The following is a 21,822-nucleotide window of genomic DNA, read 5'->3' as shown; positions in this document are numbered from 1 at the left end:
GGCTCCCCGGAGCGGTTAGGAGATGTTCGGGTCGAAGGTCAGCAACACGTAGGTACCCACCACCAGGACGGTCAGCATCGAGACCACCAGCAGCGAGTTCAGCCAGAACTTGGTGGCGTCCTTGCGGGCGTAGTCGGCGATGATGGTGCGCATGCCGTTGCCGCCGTGCAGCTGGGCCAGCCACAGCAGCAACAGGTCCCAGGTCTGCCAGAACGGCGAGGCCCAGCGCTGCGCGACGTAGTTGAAGTCGATGCGGTACACGCCGCCGTCCCACATCAACCCGATGAACAGGTGGCCCAACGCCAGGAAGATGAGCACGACGCCGGAGAAGCGCATAAACAGCCACGCGTACTTCTCGAAATTCGGCATGCCGGAACGCCGCCGCGGGCTGCGGGGGTTGTCCAGACCGGCCGGGCGGTCGTGGTTGCGCTCGAGGATCGGCGCCGGCGGTCCCAGCCGGCTCTCCGGCGCGGTCACAGGAACCGCTCCGCCATGTGCATGCCGATGATGACCAACGAGGGCACCATCACCAGCAGCCAGACCCCCGCGACCGCCCACAGCATCTGGCGTTGATAACGCGGACCTTTCCACCAGAAGTCGACGAGGATGATCCGGACGCCGTTGAGCGCGTGGTAGAGCAGCGCGGCCACCAGACCGATCTCCATCAGCCCGACGATCGGGTTCTTGTAGGTCTCGACGACCTCGTTGTAAGCCTGCGGGCTGACTCGCACCAGGGCGGTGTCCAGCACGTGGACGAACAGGAAGAAGAAGATCGTCGCCCCGGTGATCCGGTGCAGCACCCACGACCACATTCCCGGGTCACCCCGATACAGGGTCCGCCGCCGGGACGACTTGTCGCGCGGGGCCGGCACAACCGGTGCCGCTGTACTCATCAGCGCCTCCAACGCTTTCGTTGCGTTTTGGGTGGACTCTAACTCCGTTTGTACTGTCGGAAGAATTACGGTGCAGTAACCAGGGGTGGCCACGCAGCCGATTCCGGCCGCCGCCGGCCACCCCGCCGAGCGCGACGAGGTGGCAGGTGAATGCATTCAGTTCCGGCGCAGGGGGCACGTCATGACGATCGATCCTGACTGGAAAGTGCTGCGCGCCAAGGCAATCGAAGTATCACGGCGGGCGTACGCACCGTACTCCCGATTTCCTGTCGGAGCGGCGGCACTTGTTGACGACGGCCGGATGATCACCGGCTGCAATGTGGAGAATGTCTCATATGGCCTAGGTCTCTGTGCCGAGTGCGCAGTGGCCTGCGCCCTGGTGTCCGGGGGCGGGGGACGGCTGGTCGCGCTGGCGGTGGTGGACGCAGGAGGGGCTGCGCTGATGCCGTGCGGACGATGCCGCCAGGTGCTTCTCGAGCACGGCGGGCCCGAGCTGCTCGTCGACCACCCGAACGGCCCGCTGCGACTGGCCGAACTGCTGCCCGAGGCGTTCGGCCCGGCGGATCTGGCCCGCGTCGAGCAGGAAAAGCCGTGACCCAGTTCACATTCGACGCGCCCACCGTGATCAGGGCCAAACGCGACGGCGGCCGGCTGAGCGATGCCGCCATCGACTGGGTGATCGACGCCTACACCCACGGCCGGGTTGCCGACGAGCAGATGTCGGCCCTGCTGATGGCGATTTTCCTGCGCGGGATGGACCGCGCGGAGATCTCCCGGTGGACGACGGCGATGATCGCCTCGGGAGAGCGACTGGACTTTCGCGACCTCAGCCGCCCGACGGTGGACAAGCACTCCACCGGTGGGGTCGGTGACAAGATCACCATTCCGCTGGTTCCGGTCGTCGCCGCGTGCGGCGCCGCGGTTCCGCAGGCGGCTGGGCGTGGACTCGGCCACACGGGCGGCACGCTGGACAAATTGGAGTCCATCCCGGGGTTCTCCGCCGAGATCTCCAAAACGCAAGTCCGTCAGCAACTCTCGGAGCTGGGCGCGGCGATCTTCGCCGCCGGTGAACTGGCGCCCGCGGACCGCAAGATCTACGCCCTGCGCGACGTGACCGCCACGGTGGAGTCACTGCCGCTGATCGCCAGCTCGGTGATGAGCAAGAAGCTGGCCGAGGGCGCTCAATCGCTCGTGCTCGACGTGAAGGTGGGCCGCGGAGCGTTCCTGAAGACCGAGGCCGAGTCGCGGGAGTTGGCCGCCACCATGGTCGAACTGGGCCGTGCCCACGGTGTGCCCACCCGGGCGTTGCTGACCGATATGAACGTTCCCCTGGGCCGCACGGTCGGCAACGCGCTGGAGGTGGACGAGTCGCTTGAGGTGCTCGCCGGTGGCGGCCCGGCCGACGTCGTCGAGCTCACGGTGCGGCTGGCAGCCGAAATGCTGGCGCTGGCCGGGATCGACGGTTGTGACCCGGCGCAGACCTTGTGTGACGGCAGCGCGATGGACCGCTTCCGTGCGCTGGTGGCCGCCCAGGGCGGAGACCCGTCCGCGCCGCTGCCGATCGGAGCCCATAACGAGACCGTCTCGGCACCGCGGGGCGGCACAATGGGGGACATCGATGCAATGGCGATGGGGCTGACGGTGTGGCGGCTCGGCGCTGGCCGGGCCCGCCCGGGCGAGCGTGTGCAGGCCGGTGCCGGCGTCCGCATCCACCGCCGTCCCGGCGAGCCGGTCGCCGCCGGTGCACCGCTGTTCACCTTGTACACCGACACTCCCGAGCGGATTCCGGCCGCGATGGCCGAGCTGAACGGCGCCTGGAGCGTCGTTGACCCCTCCGGACCGCCACCCGCGCGTCCGCTCATCATCGATCGGATCGCCTGATGACCACACCGTTGACGCTGCCGATGATCCAGCAAGCTCCCAAGGCGCTGTTGCACGACCACCTCGACGGGGGGCTGCGTCCCGCCACCGTCCTGGAGATCGCCGAGCAGATCGGCTACGACGGACTGCCCGCCCACGATGAGACCGTCCTGGCCGATTTCTTCCGAACCGCAGCCCACAGCGGCTCCCTCGTGCGGTACCTCGAACCCTTCGCGCACACCGTGGCCGTCATGCAGAGCCCCGAGTCGCTGCACCGGGTGGCCTTCGAATGCGTCGAAGACCTGGCGGCCGACAATGTCGTTTATGCCGAGGTTCGGTTCGCCCCCGAACTGCACATCGACGGCGGGTTGTCGCTCGACGAGGTCGTCGAGGCGGTGCTGGCCGGCTTCGTCGACGGGGAGAAGGCGGCCGCGGCCGGCGGTCATCCGATCGTGGTGCGCTGCCTGGTGACGGCCATGAGGCACGCCGCCCGGTCCCGGGAGATCGCCGAACTGGCGATCCGGTTCCGCGATCGGGGTGTCGTCGGGTTCGACATCGCCGGCGCCGAGGCCGGCTACCCGCCCACCCGGCACCTGGACGCGTTCGAATACATGCGCGGCCACAACGCCCGATTCACCATCCATGCCGGAGAGGCATTCGGCTTGCCCTCCATCCACGAGGCGCTGGCGTTTTGCGGCGCCGACCGGCTCGGGCACGGTGTGCGCATCGTCGACGACGTCGAGGTGCTACCCGACGGGACCGCCGAGCTGGGCCCGCTCGCGGCGATCCTGCGCGACAAGCGGATCCCGTTGGAGATGTGCCCGAGCTCGAATGTGCAGACCGGCGCGGTGGACAGCATCGCCAGCCACCCGTTCGACCTGCTGGCCCGGCTGCGGTTCCGGGTCACCGTCAACACCGACAATCGCCTGATGAGCGACACCACCATGAGCCAGGAGATGCTGCGTCTGGTCGAGGCCTTCGGGTACGGGTGGAGCGATCTGGAGCGGTTCACCATCAACGCGATGAAATCGGCGTTCATCCACTTCGACGAGCGACTGCGCATCATCGACGAGGTGATCAAGCCGCGTTACGCCGTTCTGATCGGCTGAGTCGTCCTCGCGCGAACGACGCAGAGGGCGCGTAGGATCCCGGCTACAGAACAATTTGCTACGCCACTAGTTGGGCAGCGTCGGTGATACGGCTGCGCGCGTTCACGCGATGTAACTTGGTGTGATGTCCAAGCGCGCCGTGTTCAGTGGCGTGTCCGCGCACAACTTCTTCACGAGCCTGGGCCGGCTGGTTGTCCGCCACCCCCTGCTTGTGATTGCCGCTTGGCTGGTTCTGGCCGGGGCCCTGATGGCCCTCATCACCCCGCTGGCCGTCGTCGCGGCCCGCAACCCACCGGATTTCCTGCCCAAGGACGCCCCGGTCCTGGTCTCGGTCAAGCAGATGCAGGAAGCCTTTCACGAGGCCGATGCCGGCAACTTCGCCGCCGTCATCCTCAGCAACGAGAACGGGCTGACTCCGGCCGACGAGGTCACCTACCGCAAAATCGTCGACAAGCTCAAGGACGACACCAAGAACGTCTCGTCGATCCAGGACTTCGTCCGTACTCCTGAACTCAAGGAGGTGATGACCAGCAAGGACAACAAGGCCTGGAATCTGCCGGTCAGTATGTCGGGCACGATGGGCACCCCGGACGGCCAGGAGGCCTACCGCAGCGTCATCAAGACCGTCAACGACGCGGCGAAGGGCTCGTCTTTGCAGGTCAACGTCGTCGGCGGGGCTTCGACGATCGAGGACATGAACGCCATCGGCGCCCGCGACCAGCACATGATCGAGATCGCCACGGTCGGCCTGGTGTTCTCGATCCTGCTGTTGGTGTACCGCAGCCTGATCGCGATGCTGATGCCGCTGCTCACGATCGGCGTTTCGCTACTGGTCGCCCAACAGGCCGTCGCCGGCCTCGGCGAACTCGGCCTGGGACTCGGCCCACAGACGATGATGCTGATGACCGGCATGATGATGGGCGCCGGTATCGACTACGGGGTCTTCCTCTACAGCCGCTATCAGGAACTCACCAAGACCGGGATGGCCTCCGACGAGGCGATCGTCGCGGCGTTGAGCTCGATCGGTGAGGTGATCGCCGGTTCGGCGGGCACCGTCGCCCTGACCTTCCTGGGGATGTCCTTCACCAAACTGGCCATCTTCTCCACCGTCGGGCCGGCCCTGACGGTGACGATCGTGGTGGGCTTCCTGGCGTCGATCACCTTGTTGCCGGCGTTCATCGTGCTGGCCGGGCGGCGAGGATGGATCAAGCAGCGTCGCGACATCACCGGGCGGCTGTGGCGACGCTCCGGTGTGATGATCGTGCGCCGGCCGCGGCTGCTGCTGGTGACCAGCGTGGTGATCCTGGGTGCGCTGGCCGCCACCACGTCGCTGATGAGGTTCAACTACGACGACCGCAAGAACCTGCCGCAGGACTCCGCGAGCAACCACGCCTACGAGGTGATGGACCAGCACTTCCCGATCAGCAGCACGCTGCAGCAGTTCCTGTTCATCCAGTCTCCGAACGACCTGCGCACCCCCAAGGCGCTGGCCGACATGGAACAGATGGCCGCGCGTATCGCGCAGCTGCCCAACATCGACCTGGTGCGTGGCATCACCCGCCCGACCGGCCAGGTGCTCGAGCAGGCCAAGACCACCTATCAGGCCGGAGAGGTCGGCACCAAGCTCGGTGACGCCTCCAATCTCATCTCCACCAACGACGACAACCTCACCCTGCTCTCCGGCGGTGCCGGCAAGATGGCCGACGTCCTGGGCCAGATCCGCACCCAGGTGGTGGGCTCGATCGCCAGTGTCCGCGGGCTGACCAGCGCCCTGGACGCCATGTCGCAGAAGTACGGCGGCACCAAGACGCTGGACCAGATCGACAAGACCGCGAAGCTGGTGACCAGCATGCGCTCGTTGGGCGACGCGCTGGGACTGAGCATCCTGCGGGTCACCAGCATCAGTGACTGGGCGTCGCCGATGCTCAACGCGCTCAACGTCAGCCCGCAGTGCGATGGCGACCCCGCGTGCGTCGACTCCCGATCCGATCTGCAGAAGATCGTCGACGCCGCCAACACGCCGGCCGTCAAGTCCATCGAGGACTTCGCCCGCGAACTGTCGGCGACGGACGGATCGCAGAAACTCGACGAGGCCGTCTCCCAGCTGAGCAAGAACCTCCAGAAGGCCACGGCGGCCGCACGCTCGCTCGGGGTGGGCCAACCGGGCGGCGTCGAGAAGAAGCTCAACGAGGCGGTCACGGGTGTCAACACCCTCGCCGACTCGAGCCGCCAACTCGCGGTGGGCGTGCAGGCCTTGGTCGACCAGACCCGCAACCTCGGGGCGGGCCTGGATCAGGCGTCGACGTTCCTGTTGGCGATGAAGCGGGAGGCGGCCGATCCGCCGATGTCCGGCTTCTATATTCCGCCACAGGTGCTGACCATGGACGAGTTCAAGAAGGCCGCCAAGCTGTTCGTCTCCGAGGACGGCCATTCGGCGCGCTACCTGGTCCAGACGGCGCTCAACCCGTTCAGCACCGAGGCGATGGATCAGGTCAAAGACATCGTCAACACGGCGAACGCGGCGACACCCAACACGCAGTTGGCCGGCTCGCACATCTCGATGGTGGGCTTCTCGTCGATCAACGCCAACATCCGGGACTTCTACGACTCCGACTTCATCTACATCCTGTGTATGACGTTGGTCGTGGTCTTCCTGATTCTCATGGTGTTGCTGCGTGCCATCGTCGCGCCGCTGTATCTGGTGTTGTCGGTGGTGTTGTCCTACGGCGCGGCGCTGGGCATCGGTGTGGTCTTGTTCCAGTTCGTCCTCGGCCAGGAGCTGGCCTGGGGGGTGCCGGGAATCGCGTTCATGGTGCTTGTCGCCGTCGGCGCCGACTACAACCTGCTGCTCATCTCCCGAATCCGTGACGAAGCAAAGTACGGGGTGCGATCGGCGGTCATCCGTACCGTCGGTGCGACCGGCGGCGTCATCACCTCGGCCGGCCTGATCTTCGCCGCGTCGATGATGGCCCTGACCGTCAGCAGTGTGCTCACCGCCGCACAGATCGGTTTCGTGATCGGCGTCGGTCTGCTGCTGGACACCTTCCTGGTGCGAACGCTCACCGTGCCGGCCGCGGCGGTGTTGATCGGGGACGCCAACTGGTGGCCGTCCAAGCCGCCGGGGGTGAAGTTGCGGGCCGCCCGTGAAGCCGCCGCGGCGTCCGCAGCGGCCGGCACACCTGTGGCGGTCCTCTACGAGGAGCCCGACGACGACGCGTCGGGGCCGGGCGATCCGAGACCGCCTGAGGCGCAGTGAGTCAGAGCCGCGGCGCGGGGAACCAAGGCACCGCGCGCGCCGCCCAGCTGACCAGGTTGTCAGCGACGGCATCCTCGAGGCGGTAGCGGCTGTTTACCGGGTCCTGCCCGCCGGTGTCCCACAGTGATGCGATGACCTTGCTCAGCCCGTCGATGCGCAGCAGGTTGAACTCGGAGTCGTCTTCGAGGCCCATGGCCCCCAGCGCGGCGCGATGGGGGAGGTCGACCGCCATCGGGGTGTCCAGGCCGTCGATGGCGAATCCGGCCAGGCCGTTGTCGTCGTTGATTCGAACAAGCTTGGCGCCCAAGGAATCCGGCGCGTCGTGGCCCATGGGGTGGCCGGTCAGGACAGCCTTGCTGCCGGTGACGGTGAACGATCCTTGGCCCTGGCGGTACGGTTCGCGAACCACGCCGATCTTGCCGCCGCGGAAGCGGTACTCGATGTCGACGCCGCCCGGAACGCGCCGGCTGCGGGCAGACGTGGGCGCCAGCAGATCCAGCCACGATCGCACCAGTGCCAGCGCGTGGTAGCGATACCCCATCTCCGACATAGAGATTCGGCTGACGTCGCCGAGTGCGCCGGAGCGCACGGCGTCACCGACCAGCCGGTACTGCGGCATGTTCATGAAGTCTTCGCCGACTCGGATCTGCGCCCACCGCCGGAACTGCGCGAGCCGGGCGAGATCGTCGAGGCGCCCGACACCGGGGGTGTCGATCACCAGGGCCGCACCGGGCGCGAGGTGGGCTAGCGAACGCAGCACCGCCACGTTGTTGGTGACGGTCACCGACACCAGCGCCAGGTCGATGTCACCGGGGCGCAGCGACCGCGGATCCTCGATCGCCTCGACGCCCCAGCGTTCACCCGCGCGGCGGGCATTGGCGTATGTGCGGGAATGGATTCCGACGACCTCGACGCGTGAACTCAACAGGCTCAGCGCAGGAAGGAACGCGTTGCGGACGCGGTATCCGGACCCGACGACCAGCGCCCGCAGCCGGTTATTGGGCTGGGTCACACAACGCCCGCGGCGGCCAGCGCCCGGAAGCCGACGGTCTGCGCGCGGATGTAGGCGGCCTGCGCCTTGGACAGCTCGTTGCGCGTCGTCGGCGCCAACGGTGTGCCGGAAGGGATCTCACCGCGGTCGGACAGCGGCGTCGTCGTACCGACCCGCCGCTGGTCGATGAGGGCCAGCAGGGCCGGATCCGTCAGATGGGCCCGGGCGTCCTGGAACTCCGGTAGCCCGATGCGGTCGTTCGGCAGACCAGCCGGCTGGAACGACACCTTCAGCACGCGGCGGCGCAGCGCGCCGCGGTTGGGCGAGGCGCGGTGGAAGTACGAGCGGTTCCACATCGCGGCCGTGCCGACCGGACCGATCAGCTGCACTGCGTCGCCGCCAGCCCGCATCCCGTTGTTGGGCCGGTGCGGGTAGAACTCGAACGCGCCATCACCGGCACCGACCGGCGACAGCAGGATGAAGATGCTGATGAACGACGGGAAATCGGGGGTGTAGGACCGAATGGTCTCGGTGTCGCGATGCCAGCCCAGCGGCTTGTCGCGGTGGATGTGCGGCCGGCCCTGGTTGGCGGCGATCTCGTAGCAATGGCAGTGGTACAGCAGCGCCGAAGGGTGGATGCCCGCGATCAGCCGGCGAACCGGTTCGCTGAACACCTCGGCGTAGATTCCGGTTGCCGCGAGGGTGTCGGCACTGGCGTACGACCGGCGCTCGCCGTCGGTTCCGGCGAACACCGGATCGAGCCGCCGATTCCAGTCTTCGACCACCTCGACCGGCCACATGCCGGTCAGATCGGCGATGCCCTCGTTTGCCAGCACCTCGGTCAAACTCAGTGTCGACGTCACCAGTCCTACCTCCCAAATCCGCGATCTCACGTTACAGGCTAGTCGCGATGGCAGCGAGGGACGTTGGTCACCTTCGCGCCGGACGTCTCCGGGCGAGTTTGCGGCGGCCCGGGATGGACTACTTGGTGAAGACGAACATCCGGTGCTGGTAGCCGTCGACGTTCGCCCAGTTCTCCTCGTGCACGCTCGCGTATCCGCGGTCCCGGAACAGGGTGCGAATGTCCTCTTCGAGGTAGCTGTTCAACCAGCCGCGGCTGATCCGGTCGACGGCCCCGAGCTTGGTGCGTACGAATTGGTCGTTGCTGTCCGGGCAGCCGTAGGACATCACGACGCGCGGCGCGATCGTCGACAGCCAGTCGAGCACCGAGGGCACGTCGCGCAGGTACTCCAGGACGCCCATGAAAACGGCGACGTCGTAGGTGTCGCTGCCCAGATTGGGCAGCGGCCGCTCGTTGAGGTCGCAGACGATGGTCCCGGGACCGCGATCGACCAGATCCGACGGAGTGTAGGTGCAGGAAGGGTCGAGGTGGCGTTCCAGGGCGCGGGTGCCCGCACCGAACTCGATGACCCGGCTGTTCGCGGGGATCAACTCGGCGGCACGGCGGGTGCGCGGCTCCCACTCCGAGTACAGATTGCGGGTGTCGGCCCAACGCTTGTAGTCGGTCTTCTGACGCAGTGCGGCGATTATCCCCAACTTCGGGATATGGACCCGGCTCACTGAATTCTCACCCCAACCATGTTCGCCGACGGCGTTTGCCATTGTCGCGAAGAAGGTTAGCACCCGGCTGTCGTGCGGCCGGCGGGCGTTTGCTGCTGCCGAAGTTATGTCTCGGCTGTGAACACTTCGGCAGGATCGGCTCTTTTCGGCTTTGCTGATAGAGTCCTGAGAATCGGGCGGGGGCCATCATTGCGTCGTTCCGTCGGGGCCTTGACCGGCGGGGACAGGGAGTTATCCACATGCGCCTGACAGCTCGGAGCATGGCGGTTTCGGTCGCTGCACTGGCGGTGTTCCTGTCCTTGGCGCTGGTGTCGACGACGACGGCGGCCATCAAACTCGCCCTCACCGGCGTCACCGTTCTGGTGATGGGCGGCACGGGTCATTCCCTGTCGCCGCAAGAGGACACCACCGAGTTCGTCGAGGACTACCTGGCTGGTGCGGTCGGTAACTATGTCGATCCGGCGTCCACCCTCGGGACCGGCATCCCGTCCGGGCCGTACAACGCGGTCGCCGTCGTCACGCCGGAGGAGTTTGCCCCGGACACCGGCACGCTGACCTTCGACCAGTCGGTGGCCCTCGGGGTACTGAACCTCGACAACTGCATCAAGGGCACGTCCTGCAACTACAACACCGACGTGGGCTCGATCGCGCCGGCGGTCGGTGACCAGTTCGTGGTGTACGGGTTCTCCCAGAGCTCGACGATCGCGACCCTCGAGAAGCGGGCGCTGGCCGCGGAGTACGCCTACGGAGAGGGCCCGGACGTTAGCTTCGTGCTGACCGCCAACGGCAACCGCCCCAACGGCGGCTTCCTCTCCCGTGGACCCACCGGTGTCACGATTCCGTGGTTCCTGACCTTCGGCGGGGCGACGTTCAGCGGGCCGACCCCGACCGACACCCAGTACTCCACCGTCGACATCGCGGCGCAGTACGACGGCTGGTCGGACTTCCCGGAGAACCCGCTCAACCTGCTGGCCGACATCAATGCCCTGATGGGCATCACCTACCTGCACCTCGGCGGGGTGTACGACGACACCACGCTGACCAGCTCGGGCGTCGTCGACCAAGGCCAGTACGGCGACACGCACTACTACCTGATCTCCACCCCGATCCTGCCGCTGCTGATGCCGCTGGAGAACTTCGGGACACTGGGTTACGCGCTCGCCGATGCGCTCGATCCCGCGCTGCGCGTCATCATCGAATCCGCCTACGACCGCAGCACCAGCCCGGGTGTGCCGACTTCGTGGAACATCTTCTACTTCGAGAACCCGGTCAAACTGGCCCGCGACTTCCTCGTCGCGATCCCGACCGGGCTGGACAACGGCATCGAGGACCTCACCGGTGTCCGCCCGTTCGGTACGACCCGTCCCGGCCCGTACGGGGTCGGGGGTCCCGCCGTCGAGTACACGACCTCGGAGACGACCGACACCACGACCACCGCCGCTACGACGTCGACGAGTTCGTCAACGTCGTCCTCAGACTCAACGTCGTCCTCAGACTCAACGTCGTCGGACTCCTCATCGTCGACGGAAACGGCTACCACCACCACGACCAGCGCGGTGGGCCATGTCAAACCCCACACCACGACGAGCACGACCACGGCTGCGAAGTCCGCGGCCAGTTCGGGCAGCTCGACGTCCAGCGACTCGAGTTCGGCCAGCTCTGCTTCGACAAGCTCGAGTTCGACGAAGTCCACCCGCAGCGGCCTTGGCTCGTCGAAGCGCACCAAGACCAGCGCCAGCTCCGCCGGCTAGCCGCTATTCGCGGCGCAGGCGCGACTCGACGAAGCGCTCGAGCTCTTCCCACTCCTTGGCCGCCGCCGTGTACGGTCCGGCGGGCCGGGAGTTCTCCGCGGGCTCCAGCACGTGGTTGACCAGCTTGCCCAGCGCACCGTCGTCGGCCAGCAGACGGTCGGCGGTGTCCTCTTCGGAGTAGTCGCCCACATCGCGGACCAGCTCCACAGCGAGTTCCAGCTGGTCGTGGTCGATGGCGTCGGGGCCGTCGGCGATGTCGTCGACCAGACCGGTCAACACGTAGACGTTGTCGTCGGTGACCTCTACACGCAGCGAGCCGTCGGTGGCTGCGGTGCGGATGTCGTCGTAGGTGCTCAGGTCCGACAGGTCGTGGTCGTGTTCGTCGGCCAGATAACGTGCCAGCGCCCGCTCGGAGCCGAACACGCTGATCCGGCCGTTACGACCGAGGAAGATCGGTCGGTCGTCGAAGTAGCAGCGCAGCGTGTACAGCGTCCCCGAGGCGGTCATGATCCGCACCGGATCGATGCCGACCTCGATCCAGAAATCCTCGTCGCTGCCGAGCACCGGGGCGGGCCCGGCTGCGACATCTTCGGCCACCTCCTCGTCTGAGTCGTCTGAGTCGTCGTCGGCGGCGATCACCTCGTCGCCGTCGTCCTCGAACGGCTCCTCGAGCTCGGCGGCGGCCAGCTTGGCCACCCGCTCGTCGACCTCGGGGACGGTGATCACCTCGTCGACCGCCGACAGCACGCTGTCCCAGCCGCGGGCCACGATGTCGCCGACCATGTTCCAGCGCTTGAGTCCAGCCTTACCGCTGAACTGCTCGAACCCACCCGACACCAGGCCCAGGTTGGGGTTGCCGTTGAAGAACCGTGTCACCGCGGGGAGTTCGCACACCGACCCGATGGACGAGACGATGGCCAGCGTGTTGGCCACTGCCGTCACCGACTCCTCGGTGGGCTTCTCGGCCAGCAGCTCCTCGACGGCGATCAGATCGACCTGGCGTGCCTCGGCCGGCTGCAGCTTGTGGGCGTTGACCTTGGTCACGTCGTCCCACGCGGGGTGGTCGCTCAGGTCGTTGTCGGTGTTGGTCCGCACGAAGGCGACCAGATCGGACACCGATTCGAAGGCGTACAGATCCTCGTCCTTGCCGAGGAACGCCTCCCACTCGTCAGCGCCGTCGCGCCAGCGGGGCGCCCACAGTGTGTAAAGGTCACCAGCAGTCACGCCGATGCGGACCGGAACGAGCTCAGCAGCCATGCCGCACAGCCTAACGACGGCCCCTGGCCGGTAACCTGCCCCCCGTGGGGAGGGCCGGTCGCGCGTTGGGGATCGCCGCGCTCGTCGGCGCCGTCATCCTGGCGGCGTTGGGTGTCAGCGGGTACTTCCTGTTCACCCGGCCGCACGCCGATCCGCTGGTGCCGGCCGACGCCGTCATCGTCCTGGGTGGCGACAACGACGGCCGGTTCCAGTACGGCCTGAGCCTGGCGCAACAGGGCTACGCCAACACGGTGGTGTTGTCCAATTCCTACGACGATAGAGCGGAAGCGGACCGGGCCGATTTCCGGCGGGCCTGCGCCGCCGGCACCGCGGCGGTCACCGTAATCTGCTTCACGCCGAACCCCTTCACCACCCGCGGCGAGGCGATGTACGTCGCCCGGATCGCCAAGCAACGCAACTGGACCCACGTGATCGTGGTGTCGTGGAACTACCACACCGTGCGGGCCCGCTACATCTTCGGACAGTGCTTCCACGGCTCGGTGACGATGCGCCCGGTGCCGCGCACCTACGACTACTCGCTGTGGCGCTGGGCCACCGAGTACGCCTACCAGTACACCGCGTTGGTGAAAGCGTTCGTGCTGGGCTGCGACACCCCCTGAGCACTCACTACAGTCACTGCGCATGGATGTGTGCGTGATCGACCACCCGCTGGCCGCGGCACGGCTGACCACCCTGCGTGACGAGCGCACCGACAACGCCGGGTTCCGGGCGGCCCTGCGCGACCTGACCCACATGCTGGTCTACGAAGCCACTCGGGACGCGGTCCGTGAAGAGATCACCGTGCGCACGCCGATGGCCGACAGCCTCGGCTCGCGGCTGGCACGGCCACCACTTCTGGTGCCGGTGCTGCGGGCCGGCCTGGGTATGGTCGATCAGGCGCACGCGCTGATCCCGGAAGCGCAGGTCGGCTTCGTCGGTGTCGCCCGCGACGAGACCACCCACACTCCGACGCCGTACCTGGAGTCACTGCCCGACGACCTGAGCACCCAACCGGTGATGGTGCTCGACCCGATGCTCGCGACCGGCGGCTCGATGGCGCACACGATCGGACTGCTGCACAACCGGGGCGCGGTGGACATCACCGTGGTCTGCGTGGTGTGTGCTCCGGAAGGCGTTGCCGCGCTGGAGAAAGTCGCCCCGGAGGCCAGGCTGTTCACCGCCGCGATCGACGACGGTCTGAACGAGATCGCCTACATCGTGCCCGGCCTCGGTGACGCCGGGGACCGGCAGTTCGGGCCCCGCTGACTACCAGGTTCGGGCCACGTCGAGCAGCTGAGCCTGGAGCGCGGCGGCTTCGCGACGGGCTTCGGCCAGCTCGGCGGTGACGGCACGACGCACCTCGGTGTAGCACTTGACCTTGGGTTCGGTGCCTGAGGGTCGCACCACGACGCGCACCGAGGTGGCGGCGTCTCCACCGGCCAGGATCACCGCGTCAGCCGTCTCCGATGCCCTGACGGGTACGCCGGCCACGCTCGCCGGAGGTGCGGTGCGCAACCTGGTCATCATCGCCGCGGCCTCGGCGGGGCTGGCGACCCGCCGCGACAGCGCCGCGGTGGTGTACACGCCATGCCGCAGCGCCAGCCGGTCCAGCGCCGCGGTGACCGAATCGCCTTGTGCGAGTGTGCCGGCCAGTAGGTCGCAGCTGAGGACTGCGGCGCTGATGCCGTCCTTGTCGCGGACGGCGCCGGGGTTCACGCAGTGGCCGATCGCCTCCTCGTAGGCGTACACGAGGGTGCATCCCGGCAGATCGGTGTCGGCGCGGGCCAGCCACTTGAACCCGGTGAGGGTCTGGACGTGCCGGGCGCCGTGGTCGGCGGCGATCGAGGCCAGCAGCTGGGAGGACACCAGGCTGCTGGCCACCACGCTGGTGGAGAGCAGCTCGGGCGGTGTCGTCGCCAGGATGTAATCGCCCAATAGCCAACCTGTTTCGTCACCGGAGAGCATCCGCCATCCGGTGCCGGTGGGGATACCCACCGCGCAGCGGTCGGCGTCGGGGTCCAGCGCGATCGCGACGTCGGCGCCCACCCGGGCCGCCAGCTCCAGCAACGCGTCGGTCGCGCCGGGTTCCTCGGGGTTGGGAAAGGTCACCGTCGGGAAATCCGGGTCTGGTCCGAATTGACTTGGCACAGTGTGAATGTCGTCGAATCCGGCGGCTCGCAGGGTGCGCACCGCCAGTTCGCCGCCGACTCCGTGCATGGCGGTCAGCGCCACCCGCAGCCGGCCGTGCCGGGTGCGCCGCACCGCTGCCGCCCGCTCGACGTAGGCGTCGATCAGCGCGTCGCCGGCCGGGTCGACCGGCCGGCGGGGGATCTGGTCGGCGGGCGGCGCGGCGGCCATCGCCGCCTCGATCTCGCGATCGGTGGGCGAGATGATCTGCAGCCCGCCGTCGAGGTAGACCTTGTATCCGTTGTCGGCCGCCGGATTGTGCGAGGCGGTGATCTGAACGCCCGCGGCGGCGCCGGTGTGCCGGACCGCGAACGCGACGACCGGAGTGGGCACCGGGTGGGCCCAGGTGGTCACCGCGAATCCCGCGGCGGCAAGCACTTCGGCGGCCGCCGCGGCGAACTGCACCGACCCGTGCCGAGCGTCGCGGCCCACCACGACGGACGACCCGTCCAGTCCGCGACGGCTCAACACCTGGGCCAGCGCCCAGGTGGCCCGTGCCACCACCGCCAGGTTCATCGCGTCCGGCCCGCCGCGCACCGGACCGCGCAGTCCGGCGGTGCCGAATGCCAACGGGTGGGCGAACCGCGCGGCCAGTTCGTCGCCGTCCAGCGCGGCCAGTTCGGCGGCAGTGACGGGATCGGGATCGTGGGCGATCCAGTCCTCGGGTCTCACGCGACCGATTGTGCCGGGTGGTCGGCGTCGGCGAGCTTGCGCAGGATCGGGGCGGTCAACATCAGCAGGTTGTATTCCAGCTCGCTAAGGTGGTCGTGCATCGTCTCGTGCAACCAGTCGTCCCGCTGGGCCCGGTCGCGCAGCAGCAGGTCCATGCCGGCCGGAGTCAGTTCGATCAGCTGCCGGCGGCGATCGGCGTCATCGGGGCGCCGGGAGAGCAGGGCCCGGTTGTGCAGCTCGTTGATGCTGTCGGTCAGCGACTGCACCCGCACCTGCAGGCGGCCGGCGATCTCGGCGGGCGTGGTGACGCCGGCCCGGCTGACCTCGCCGAGCACTTCGAGCTGGCTCAACGTCAACCCGTTGTCCGGACGGTGCCGGCGAAGCTGGCGGGCCAGCGCCATCATGGCCTCCCGCAGCTCGGTGGCCGCCGCAGCGCTCTCTGGGCTCATATTCCAAGTTATACCTTGTCAATTAGTGAGATTTATCCCGTGAAACGCAGGTGACATCCCAGTAAAGACAAGGTCATACTTGTTTTGTGCGTTGGGTTCTGCTGGTACTGGTGACGATCGGAGTGACCGTGCCGCTGGACCTGTTGGGCGTGCCGAGCGCGGCGTTGTTCGCCGCGCTGCTGGTTGGCGTCGTCCTCGCCGTCACCCGGCTGGCGCCCGCCGGCGTCCCGCGTCGGGCTGGGCTGGCCGCCCAGGGCGTTCTGGGCGTCTACATCGGCACCATGGTCCATTCGGGCGCACTGTCTGCGCTCGGGCCGCACTGGCCTATCGTGCTCGGCGTCGGCGTGGCGACCCTGCTACTGAGCATCGTCGCCGGGGCGCTGCTGGGGCTGCATCGCGACATCAGCGCGCTCACCGGAGCGCTGGCGCTGGTCGCCGGCGGGGCGTCGGGTCTGGTCGCCATCGCGCGGGAACTCGGTGGTGACGACCGCGTCGTCGCTGTGGTCCAGTACCTGCGCGTCGCGGTGATCACCGCGGCCATGCCCGTCGTCGTCACCCTCGTCTACCACGCCGACCGGACCTCGGCAGCTACTTCGTCTTCCCTTCAAACCGGTTCAGCGCCTTGGTATCTGAGCCTGGCGCCGATCGCCGCACTGGTACTCGCCGGCTCGATCGCGGGCCGCCTCGCGCGACTACCCGGCGCGGGTCTCCTCGGCCCGATGGCGCTGACCATCGTGCTGGAACTGGGCGGCTGGTCGCTGGGGCTCACCGTGCCAGCGGTGCTGGTGTCGGCGTCCTACATGGTGATCGGCTGGCAGGCCGGGGTGGCCTTCACCCGCGAATCGTTGCGCGCCATCGAACGCCTGCTGCCCGCCGCGCTCGGGCTGATCGTGCTACTCAACCTCGCCACGGCCGGCCTCGGCGCCGCACTGTCGAAGATCACCGGTGTCAGCCTGCTCGACGGCTATCTGGCCACCAGCCCCGGCGGCATCTACGCGGTGCTCGCCACCGCGGTCGAGACCGGCTCGAACGTGACGTTCGTGATCGCCGCGCAGGTGTTGCGCATCCTGCTCATGCTGTTCGCTGCGCCACTGCTGGCCCGCGGCTTCGTCCGGGTGGCCTACAGACGGGCCAGCACCGACGCCAGGAGCGAGCCCATCGCGGTCGCCGATGCGCGGCCCGCCGCCAGCACCTCGTCGTGACTGAGCGGCTCGCCTGTCATCCCGGCAGCCAGGTTCGTCACCAGCGAGATCCCCAATACCTCGGCGCCCACTGCGCGGGCAGCGATGGTCTCGTGCACCGTTGACATCCCGACCAGATCGGCTCCGAGCGTGCGCAGCATCCGGATCTCCGCCGGAGTCTCGTAGTGCGGGCCGGGCAGGCCGGCGTAGACGCCCTCGACCAGGCTCGGGTCGACGGCGCGGGCCAGCGCCCGCAGTCGCGGCGAATAGGCGTCGACGAGGTCGACGAACTGCGCACCCACCAGCGGGGAGCGGGCCGTCAGGTTGAGGTGGTCGCTGATCAGCACCGCCTGCCCGACTCGGTACTCCGGGCGTAGGCCGCCCGCGGCATTGGTCAGCACCACGACCCCGGCGCCCGCGGCCCGCGCGGTGCGCACCGGGTGGACGACATCACGCAGGTCGTGGCCCTCGTAGGCGTGGGTGCGGCCCAGCAGCACCAGTACGTTGTGCGATCCCAGCGGCACCGAGAGGATGCGGCCACGGTGCCCGAGCGCCGACGGCGGTGTGAAGCCGGGAATCTCCGACATCGGGATCTCGGCGACCGGCACGCCGAGGGCGTCAGCAGCCGGGGTCCACCCCGATCCCAGGACGATCGCCACGTCGTGGCGTGCGACGCCGGTGCGCTCGGCGATCACGGCGGCGGCGTGTTCGGCGTCTGGACTCACAGCCAGCGAGCCTAGTCCCGAATGCGATACTGCGTTGATGCCAACAGCCACTGCGTCGACCCGCGTCGAGGATGTGATTGCGGCACGCGGCGGTGACCTCATCGAGCTGTCCCACGCCATCCATGCCGAGCCGGAACTCGCATTCGACGAACACCGCAGCTGCGCCAAGGCACAGGCGCTGGTCGCCGAGCGGGGCTTCGCGATGAGCGCCGCGCCGGGCGGGCTGGCCACGGCTTTTCGGGCCGACTACGGCTCCGGACCGCTGGTCATCGGGATCTGCGCCGAATACGACGCGCTGCCCGGCATCGGCCACGCGTGTGGCCACAACATCATTGCGGCCGCCGCCGTCGGCACCGCGCTGGCGCTGGCCGAGGTGGCCGACGAGCTGGGACTCACCGTGGCACTGATCGGTACTCCCGCCGAGGAGTCCGGCGGTGGCAAGGCACTGCTGATCGACGCGGGGGTTTTCGACGACGTCGCGGCCGCAGTGATGCTGCACCCCGGTCCAATCGACATCGCCGCCGCCCGCTCATTGGCTCTGACCGAGGTGACCGTCACCTACACCGGTCGCGAGTCGCACGCGGCCGTCGCGCCGTACCTGGGCATCAACGCCGCCGACGCCGTTACCGTCGCGCAGGTGGCGATCGGCCTGCTGCGCCAGCAGATGGCTCCCGGACAGCTCGCCCACGGCATCGTCACCGAGGGTGGCTCGGCCACCAACATCATTCCGGGCCGGGCCCGGCTGCAGTACACGATGCGGGCCACCGACAGCGACTCGTTGAGCGCGCTGGAGGCCAAGATGCGCGGGTGTTTCGCCGCCGGCGCGATAGCGACCGGGTGCGAGTACGACCTCGCCGAGGCCGCCCCGCCCTACGCCGAACTGGCTCCAGACCCGTGGCTTGCCAATGTGTTCCGCGACGAGATGGTGCGGATGGGACGCAGTCCGGTGCCTGCCGAGATGGAGGCGGCCATGCCGCTGGGCAGCACCGACATGGGCAACGTCACCCAGCTGTTGCCGGGCATCCACCCGGTGGTCGGCGTCGACGCCGGCGGCGCGGTGATCCACCAGCCCGGGTTCGCCACCGCCGCGGCCGGTCCGAGCGGCGATCGTGCCGTTACCGAGGGGGCAACGATGTTGGCGCGCACGGTCGTCCGGCTGGCCGAGACGGCGAGCGAGCGCGACCGGGTGCTGGAGCTGCGGGACCGGCGGGGGGTGCGAGCGTGAGCCTTGCCGACACGTGCGAATCCTGGCTGGCCGCCCACTTCGACGATCTGGTCGAGTGGCGTCGCCACATTCACCGTTATCCGGAGCTGGGCCGGCAGGAGTTCGCCACCACCCAGTTCGTCGCCGACCGGCTGGTGGAGGCCGGGCTCAACCCGAAGGTTCTGCCGGGTGGCACGGGTCTGACGTGTGACTTCGGGCCCGAGTATGCGCCGCGGATCGCGTTGCGCGCCGACATGGATGCGTTGCCGATGGCCGAGCGCACCGGCGCGCCGTACAGCTCGACGATGCCGAACGTCGCCCACGCCTGCGGCCACGACGCCCACACCGCGATGCTGATCGGTGCGGCGAGCGCGCTGGCGTCGGTGCCCGAACTGCCCGTCGGTGTGCGGCTGCTGTTCCAGGCCGCCGAAGAGTTGATGCCCGGCGGCGCGATCGACGCCATCAACGCGGGCGCGCTGAACGGCGTGTCGCGGATCTTCGCGCTGCACTGCGACCCGCGGCTGGCGGTGGGCCGGGTGGCGGTCATCCCGGGGCCGATCACCTCGGCCGCGGACTCCCTGGAGATCGTCCTGCATTCGCCCGGTGGTCACACCTCGCGTCCGCACCTCACCTCCGACCTCGTGTACGGCATGGGCACGCTGATCACCGGCCTGCCCGGGGTGCTGTCCCGGCGGGTCGACCCCCGGCACAACACCGTGATGGTGTGGGGCGCGGCCAATGCCGGTGTGGCGGCGAACGCCATCCCACAGACCGGAATGCTCGCTGGAACCGTCCGCACCGCCAGCCGCGAAACCTGGGTATCCATGGAAAATCTTGTGCGCGAGATCATTTCGGGTCTGTTGGCCCCGCTCGGCATCGAGCACACGGTGAACTATCACCGGGGTGTGCCACCGGTGGTCAACGAGGAGCGTTCGACGCAGATCATGACCCACGCCATCGAGGCCGTCGCGCCCGACGCACTGGCCGACACCCGCCAGTCCGGCGGCGGCGAGGATTTCTCCTGGTATCTGGAAGAGGTGCCCGGCGCGATGGCCCGCCTGGGAGTATGGGGCGGGCAGGGGCCACAACTCGACCTGCACCAGCCGACGTTCGACCTCGACGAGCGGGCGCTGGCGGTGGGGGTGCGGGTGCTGGTCAACATCATCGAACAATCTGCGGGGTTCTGATGAAGCTTCTGGTCACCGGCGGAGCCGGGTACGTGGGCAGTGTGTGCGCCCAGGTGCTGCTGGAGTCCGGTCACGAGGTGGTGGTCGTCGATGATCTGTCGACGGGCAACGCCGACGCGGTGCCGGCCGGTGCGCAGTTCGTCCAGGACGACATCGTCGAGGCTGCGCCGCGGCTGCTCGGTGACGGCTCCTTCGACGGAGTGCTGCATTTCGCGGCGAAGTCGCTGGTCGGCGAGTCGGTCGTAGCGCCCGAGCTGTATTGGCACGGCAACGTCGTCAAGACCTTGCAGCTGCTGGAGGCGATGCGGGCCGCCGGCACGCCGCGGCTGGTGTTCTCCTCGACCGCGGCGACCTACGGCGAACCCGAGTCGGTACCGATCACCGAGGACGCGCCGAAGCGTCCCACCAACGCCTACGGCGCCACCAAGCTCGCCATCGACCACGCCATCACCTCGTATGCCGCCGCCCACGGGCTGGCCGCCACGAGCCTGCGCTACTTCAACGTCGCCGGTGCCTACGCCGGCCTCGGCGAGCGTCACGCCACCGAGACGCACCTGATCCCGCTGGTACTGCAGGTCGCAACCGGCCAGCGCGAGCAGATCCTGGTCTTCGGCACCGACTGGCCCACGCCCGACGGCACCTGCATCCGCGACTACATCCACGTCCGCGACCTCGCCGACGCCCACCTGCTGGCATTGCAGATCGCCAAGCCCGGCGAGCACCGCATCTACAACCTGGGCAACGGCACCGGCTTCTCGGTGCGGGAGGTGATCGCCTGCTGCCAGCGGGTCACCGGCAGGCCCATCGCGGTGCGCGACGTCGAGCGCCGCGCCGGCGACCCAGCCGTGCTGATCGCCTCCAGCGAGAAGGCATTCACCGAACTGGGCTGGCGGCCCCGGCACACCAGCATCGACGAGATCGTGGCCGCTGCTTGGGAATTCACCCAGTCGCGCTGAGTCAGCTCCCGTGGCCCGGCCCGATATTGCGGGCGGGACGGGTGCGCAGGTCGTGGACATACTCCGCCGGCGCACCGGCGATCTCGGCGGCGTCGGCCATCACCCCGAGGTAGCGCGCCGAGGGCAGCCCGCCCTCCCACGCGTCCAGCACGTAGAGCCAGGCCAGCACGGGATCGGTTGTGGTGTCAGTGGATTCGCACTCGATGCGGCACCGGATCTTCTTGTGGAAGCCCAGTTCCGAACCCTCCCAGCGGTCCAGGTTCTGTTCGTCGGCCGGCGTCATGTCGTAGAGCACCACGAACACCCTGGAATCCGGGTCTTCGACCAGGGTCGCCAGCGCGCCCTCCCAGCCGATGTCCTCGCCGGCGAACGTCAGCCGCCAGCCGTGCAGCCATCCGGTGCCGGCCATCGGGGAATGTGGTGCACGTTCCAGCATCTGCTCGGGATGCATGTTGGACCCGTAGGCGGCGTAGAGCGGCACGGGGGCAAGCCTAGAGCGTCCCTGTGTCGGCAGCGCAGCGACTGGGGTGATTACTTCGGTGGGGAGGAGCACACCGGCACCG

The 21,822-nt window shown here is 68.3% G+C and carries 21 protein-coding genes; 11 read left to right on the top strand and 10 right to left on the bottom strand.

Annotated elements, in window-relative coordinates:
- Window positions 1-15 precede the first annotated feature (15 nt).
- Both ACXDF8_RS12110 and sdhC read right to left on the bottom strand, forming a co-directional pair.
- Window positions 16-477 carry a succinate dehydrogenase hydrophobic membrane anchor subunit gene (locus ACXDF8_RS12110; protein ID WP_457223501.1) on the bottom strand — a complete coding sequence of 154 codons (462 nt, stop codon included), beginning with the start codon at window positions 475-477 and terminating at the stop codon, window positions 16-18.
- Window positions 474-893, bottom strand: coding sequence for a succinate dehydrogenase, cytochrome b556 subunit (sdhC, locus tag ACXDF8_RS12105; RefSeq protein WP_457223500.1), 420 nt, complete (start codon window positions 891-893; stop codon window positions 474-476). The genes ACXDF8_RS12110 and sdhC overlap by 4 nt, the downstream gene beginning before the upstream one ends.
- A gap of 181 nt (window positions 894-1,074) precedes the next feature.
- Here sdhC and ACXDF8_RS12100 point away from each other — a divergent pair, with 181 nt between their 5' ends.
- The 4 genes from ACXDF8_RS12100 to ACXDF8_RS12085 all read left to right on the top strand — a co-directional run bounded on the left by ACXDF8_RS12100 (window position 1,075) and on the right by ACXDF8_RS12085 (window position 7,118).
- Window positions 1,075-1,488: a cytidine deaminase gene (locus ACXDF8_RS12100; protein ID WP_457223603.1), complete on the top strand. Its 414-nt coding sequence runs from the start codon at window positions 1,075-1,077 to the stop codon at window positions 1,486-1,488.
- Complete coding sequence (locus ACXDF8_RS12095; RefSeq protein WP_457223499.1) at window positions 1,485-2,774, top strand: thymidine phosphorylase; 1,290 nt, start codon at window positions 1,485-1,487, stop codon at window positions 2,772-2,774. Before ACXDF8_RS12100 ends, ACXDF8_RS12095 begins: the two co-directional genes overlap by 4 nt.
- On the top strand, window positions 2,774-3,862 hold the full coding sequence (locus ACXDF8_RS12090) for an adenosine deaminase (protein ID WP_457223498.1): 1,089 nt from the start codon (window positions 2,774-2,776) through the stop codon (window positions 3,860-3,862). Before ACXDF8_RS12095 ends, ACXDF8_RS12090 begins: the two co-directional genes overlap by 1 nt.
- Before the next feature lie 124 nt (window positions 3,863-3,986).
- On the top strand, window positions 3,987-7,118 hold the full coding sequence (locus ACXDF8_RS12085) for an MMPL/RND family transporter (protein ID WP_457223497.1): 3,132 nt from the start codon (window positions 3,987-3,989) through the stop codon (window positions 7,116-7,118).
- A 1-nt stretch (window position 7,119) separates the two neighbouring features.
- Here the strand turns inward: ACXDF8_RS12085 and ACXDF8_RS12080 are convergent, their stop codons facing one another.
- From ACXDF8_RS12080 to ACXDF8_RS12070, 3 genes are all read right to left on the bottom strand, one after another.
- Complete coding sequence (locus tag ACXDF8_RS12080; protein WP_457223496.1) at window positions 7,120-8,130, bottom strand: Gfo/Idh/MocA family oxidoreductase; 1,011 nt, start codon at window positions 8,128-8,130, stop codon at window positions 7,120-7,122.
- Entirely contained in the window at window positions 8,127-8,972 is an 846-nt protein-coding gene (locus ACXDF8_RS12075) for a phytanoyl-CoA dioxygenase family protein (RefSeq protein WP_457223495.1), read from the bottom strand. Before ACXDF8_RS12075 ends, ACXDF8_RS12080 begins: the two co-directional genes overlap by 4 nt.
- A 118-nt stretch (window positions 8,973-9,090) precedes the next feature.
- A complete protein-coding gene (locus ACXDF8_RS12070; protein ID WP_457223494.1) occupies window positions 9,091-9,690 on the bottom strand; it encodes a class I SAM-dependent methyltransferase in 600 nt (199 codons plus the stop codon).
- A 260-nt stretch (window positions 9,691-9,950) separates the two neighbouring features.
- Between ACXDF8_RS12070 and ACXDF8_RS12065 the strand changes: the two genes are divergently transcribed.
- Window positions 9,951-11,441 (top strand): PE-PPE domain-containing protein, encoded by a 1,491-nt coding sequence (locus tag ACXDF8_RS12065; RefSeq protein ID WP_457223493.1) that lies wholly within the window; start codon window positions 9,951-9,953, stop codon window positions 11,439-11,441.
- Window positions 11,442-11,444: 3 nt separating this feature from the next.
- Here the strand turns inward: ACXDF8_RS12065 and satS are convergent, their stop codons facing one another.
- Window positions 11,445-12,698, bottom strand: coding sequence for a protein export chaperone SatS (gene satS, locus ACXDF8_RS12060; RefSeq protein ID WP_457223492.1), 1,254 nt, complete (start codon window positions 12,696-12,698; stop codon window positions 11,445-11,447).
- A gap of 44 nt (window positions 12,699-12,742) precedes the next feature.
- Between satS and ACXDF8_RS12055 the strand changes: the two genes are divergently transcribed.
- Together ACXDF8_RS12055 and upp are read left to right on the top strand one after the other, a co-directional pair.
- The gene (locus ACXDF8_RS12055; RefSeq protein WP_457223491.1) at window positions 12,743-13,318 is read left to right on the top strand and encodes a YdcF family protein; all 576 of its coding nucleotides are present in this window, start codon (window positions 12,743-12,745) and stop codon (window positions 13,316-13,318) included.
- 22 nt (window positions 13,319-13,340) lie between these two features.
- Window positions 13,341-13,964, top strand: coding sequence for a uracil phosphoribosyltransferase (gene upp, locus ACXDF8_RS12050; protein ID WP_457223490.1), 624 nt, complete (start codon window positions 13,341-13,343; stop codon window positions 13,962-13,964).
- On the opposite strand, the gene ACXDF8_RS12045 is transcribed toward upp, so the two are convergent.
- Together ACXDF8_RS12045 and ACXDF8_RS12040 are read right to left on the bottom strand one after the other, a co-directional pair.
- The gene (locus tag ACXDF8_RS12045; RefSeq protein WP_457223489.1) at window positions 13,965-15,557 is read right to left on the bottom strand and encodes a phospho-sugar mutase; all 1,593 of its coding nucleotides are present in this window, start codon (window positions 15,555-15,557) and stop codon (window positions 13,965-13,967) included.
- Window positions 15,554-16,006, bottom strand: coding sequence for a MarR family winged helix-turn-helix transcriptional regulator (locus ACXDF8_RS12040; RefSeq protein WP_457223488.1), 453 nt, complete (start codon window positions 16,004-16,006; stop codon window positions 15,554-15,556). The genes ACXDF8_RS12045 and ACXDF8_RS12040 overlap by 4 nt, the downstream gene beginning before the upstream one ends.
- An 86-nt stretch (window positions 16,007-16,092) precedes the next feature.
- Here ACXDF8_RS12040 and ACXDF8_RS12035 point away from each other — a divergent pair, with 86 nt between their 5' ends.
- Window positions 16,093-17,208, top strand: coding sequence for an AbrB family protein (locus ACXDF8_RS12035; protein ID WP_457223487.1), 1,116 nt, complete (start codon window positions 16,093-16,095; stop codon window positions 17,206-17,208).
- Here the strand turns inward: ACXDF8_RS12035 and ACXDF8_RS12030 are convergent.
- Window positions 17,127-17,912: a purine-nucleoside phosphorylase gene (locus tag ACXDF8_RS12030; RefSeq protein WP_457223486.1), complete on the bottom strand. Its 786-nt coding sequence runs from the start codon at window positions 17,910-17,912 to the stop codon at window positions 17,127-17,129. The two genes, ACXDF8_RS12035 and ACXDF8_RS12030, sit on opposite strands and share 82 nt — an antisense overlap.
- A 37-nt stretch (window positions 17,913-17,949) precedes the next feature.
- On the opposite strand from ACXDF8_RS12030, the gene ACXDF8_RS12025 reads away from it, so the two are divergent.
- From ACXDF8_RS12025 to galE, 3 genes are read left to right on the top strand one after another with little or no spacing between them, the layout of a single operon-like run.
- Entirely contained in the window at window positions 17,950-19,137 is a 1,188-nt protein-coding gene (locus ACXDF8_RS12025) for a M20 family metallopeptidase (protein WP_457223485.1), read from the top strand.
- Window positions 19,134-20,303, top strand: a complete 1,170-nt coding sequence (locus ACXDF8_RS12020; RefSeq protein WP_457223484.1) for a M20 family metallopeptidase — start codon at window positions 19,134-19,136, stop codon at window positions 20,301-20,303. Before ACXDF8_RS12025 ends, ACXDF8_RS12020 begins: the two co-directional genes overlap by 4 nt.
- Complete coding sequence (gene galE / locus ACXDF8_RS12015) at window positions 20,303-21,259, top strand: UDP-glucose 4-epimerase GalE (protein ID WP_457223483.1); 957 nt, start codon at window positions 20,303-20,305, stop codon at window positions 21,257-21,259. The genes ACXDF8_RS12020 and galE overlap by 1 nt, the downstream gene beginning before the upstream one ends.
- 1 nt (window position 21,260) lies before the next feature.
- On the opposite strand, the gene ACXDF8_RS12010 is transcribed toward galE, so the two are convergent.
- Complete coding sequence (locus ACXDF8_RS12010; RefSeq protein ID WP_457223482.1) at window positions 21,261-21,740, bottom strand: gamma-glutamylcyclotransferase family protein; 480 nt, start codon at window positions 21,738-21,740, stop codon at window positions 21,261-21,263.
- Between the last annotated feature and the right edge of the window lie 82 nt (window positions 21,741-21,822).

This window comes from Mycolicibacterium sp. CBM1 (assembly GCF_054073305.1).
Note: the sequence above shows the minus strand (reverse complement) of the source record. Positions and strands in the feature narration are given on the sequence as shown.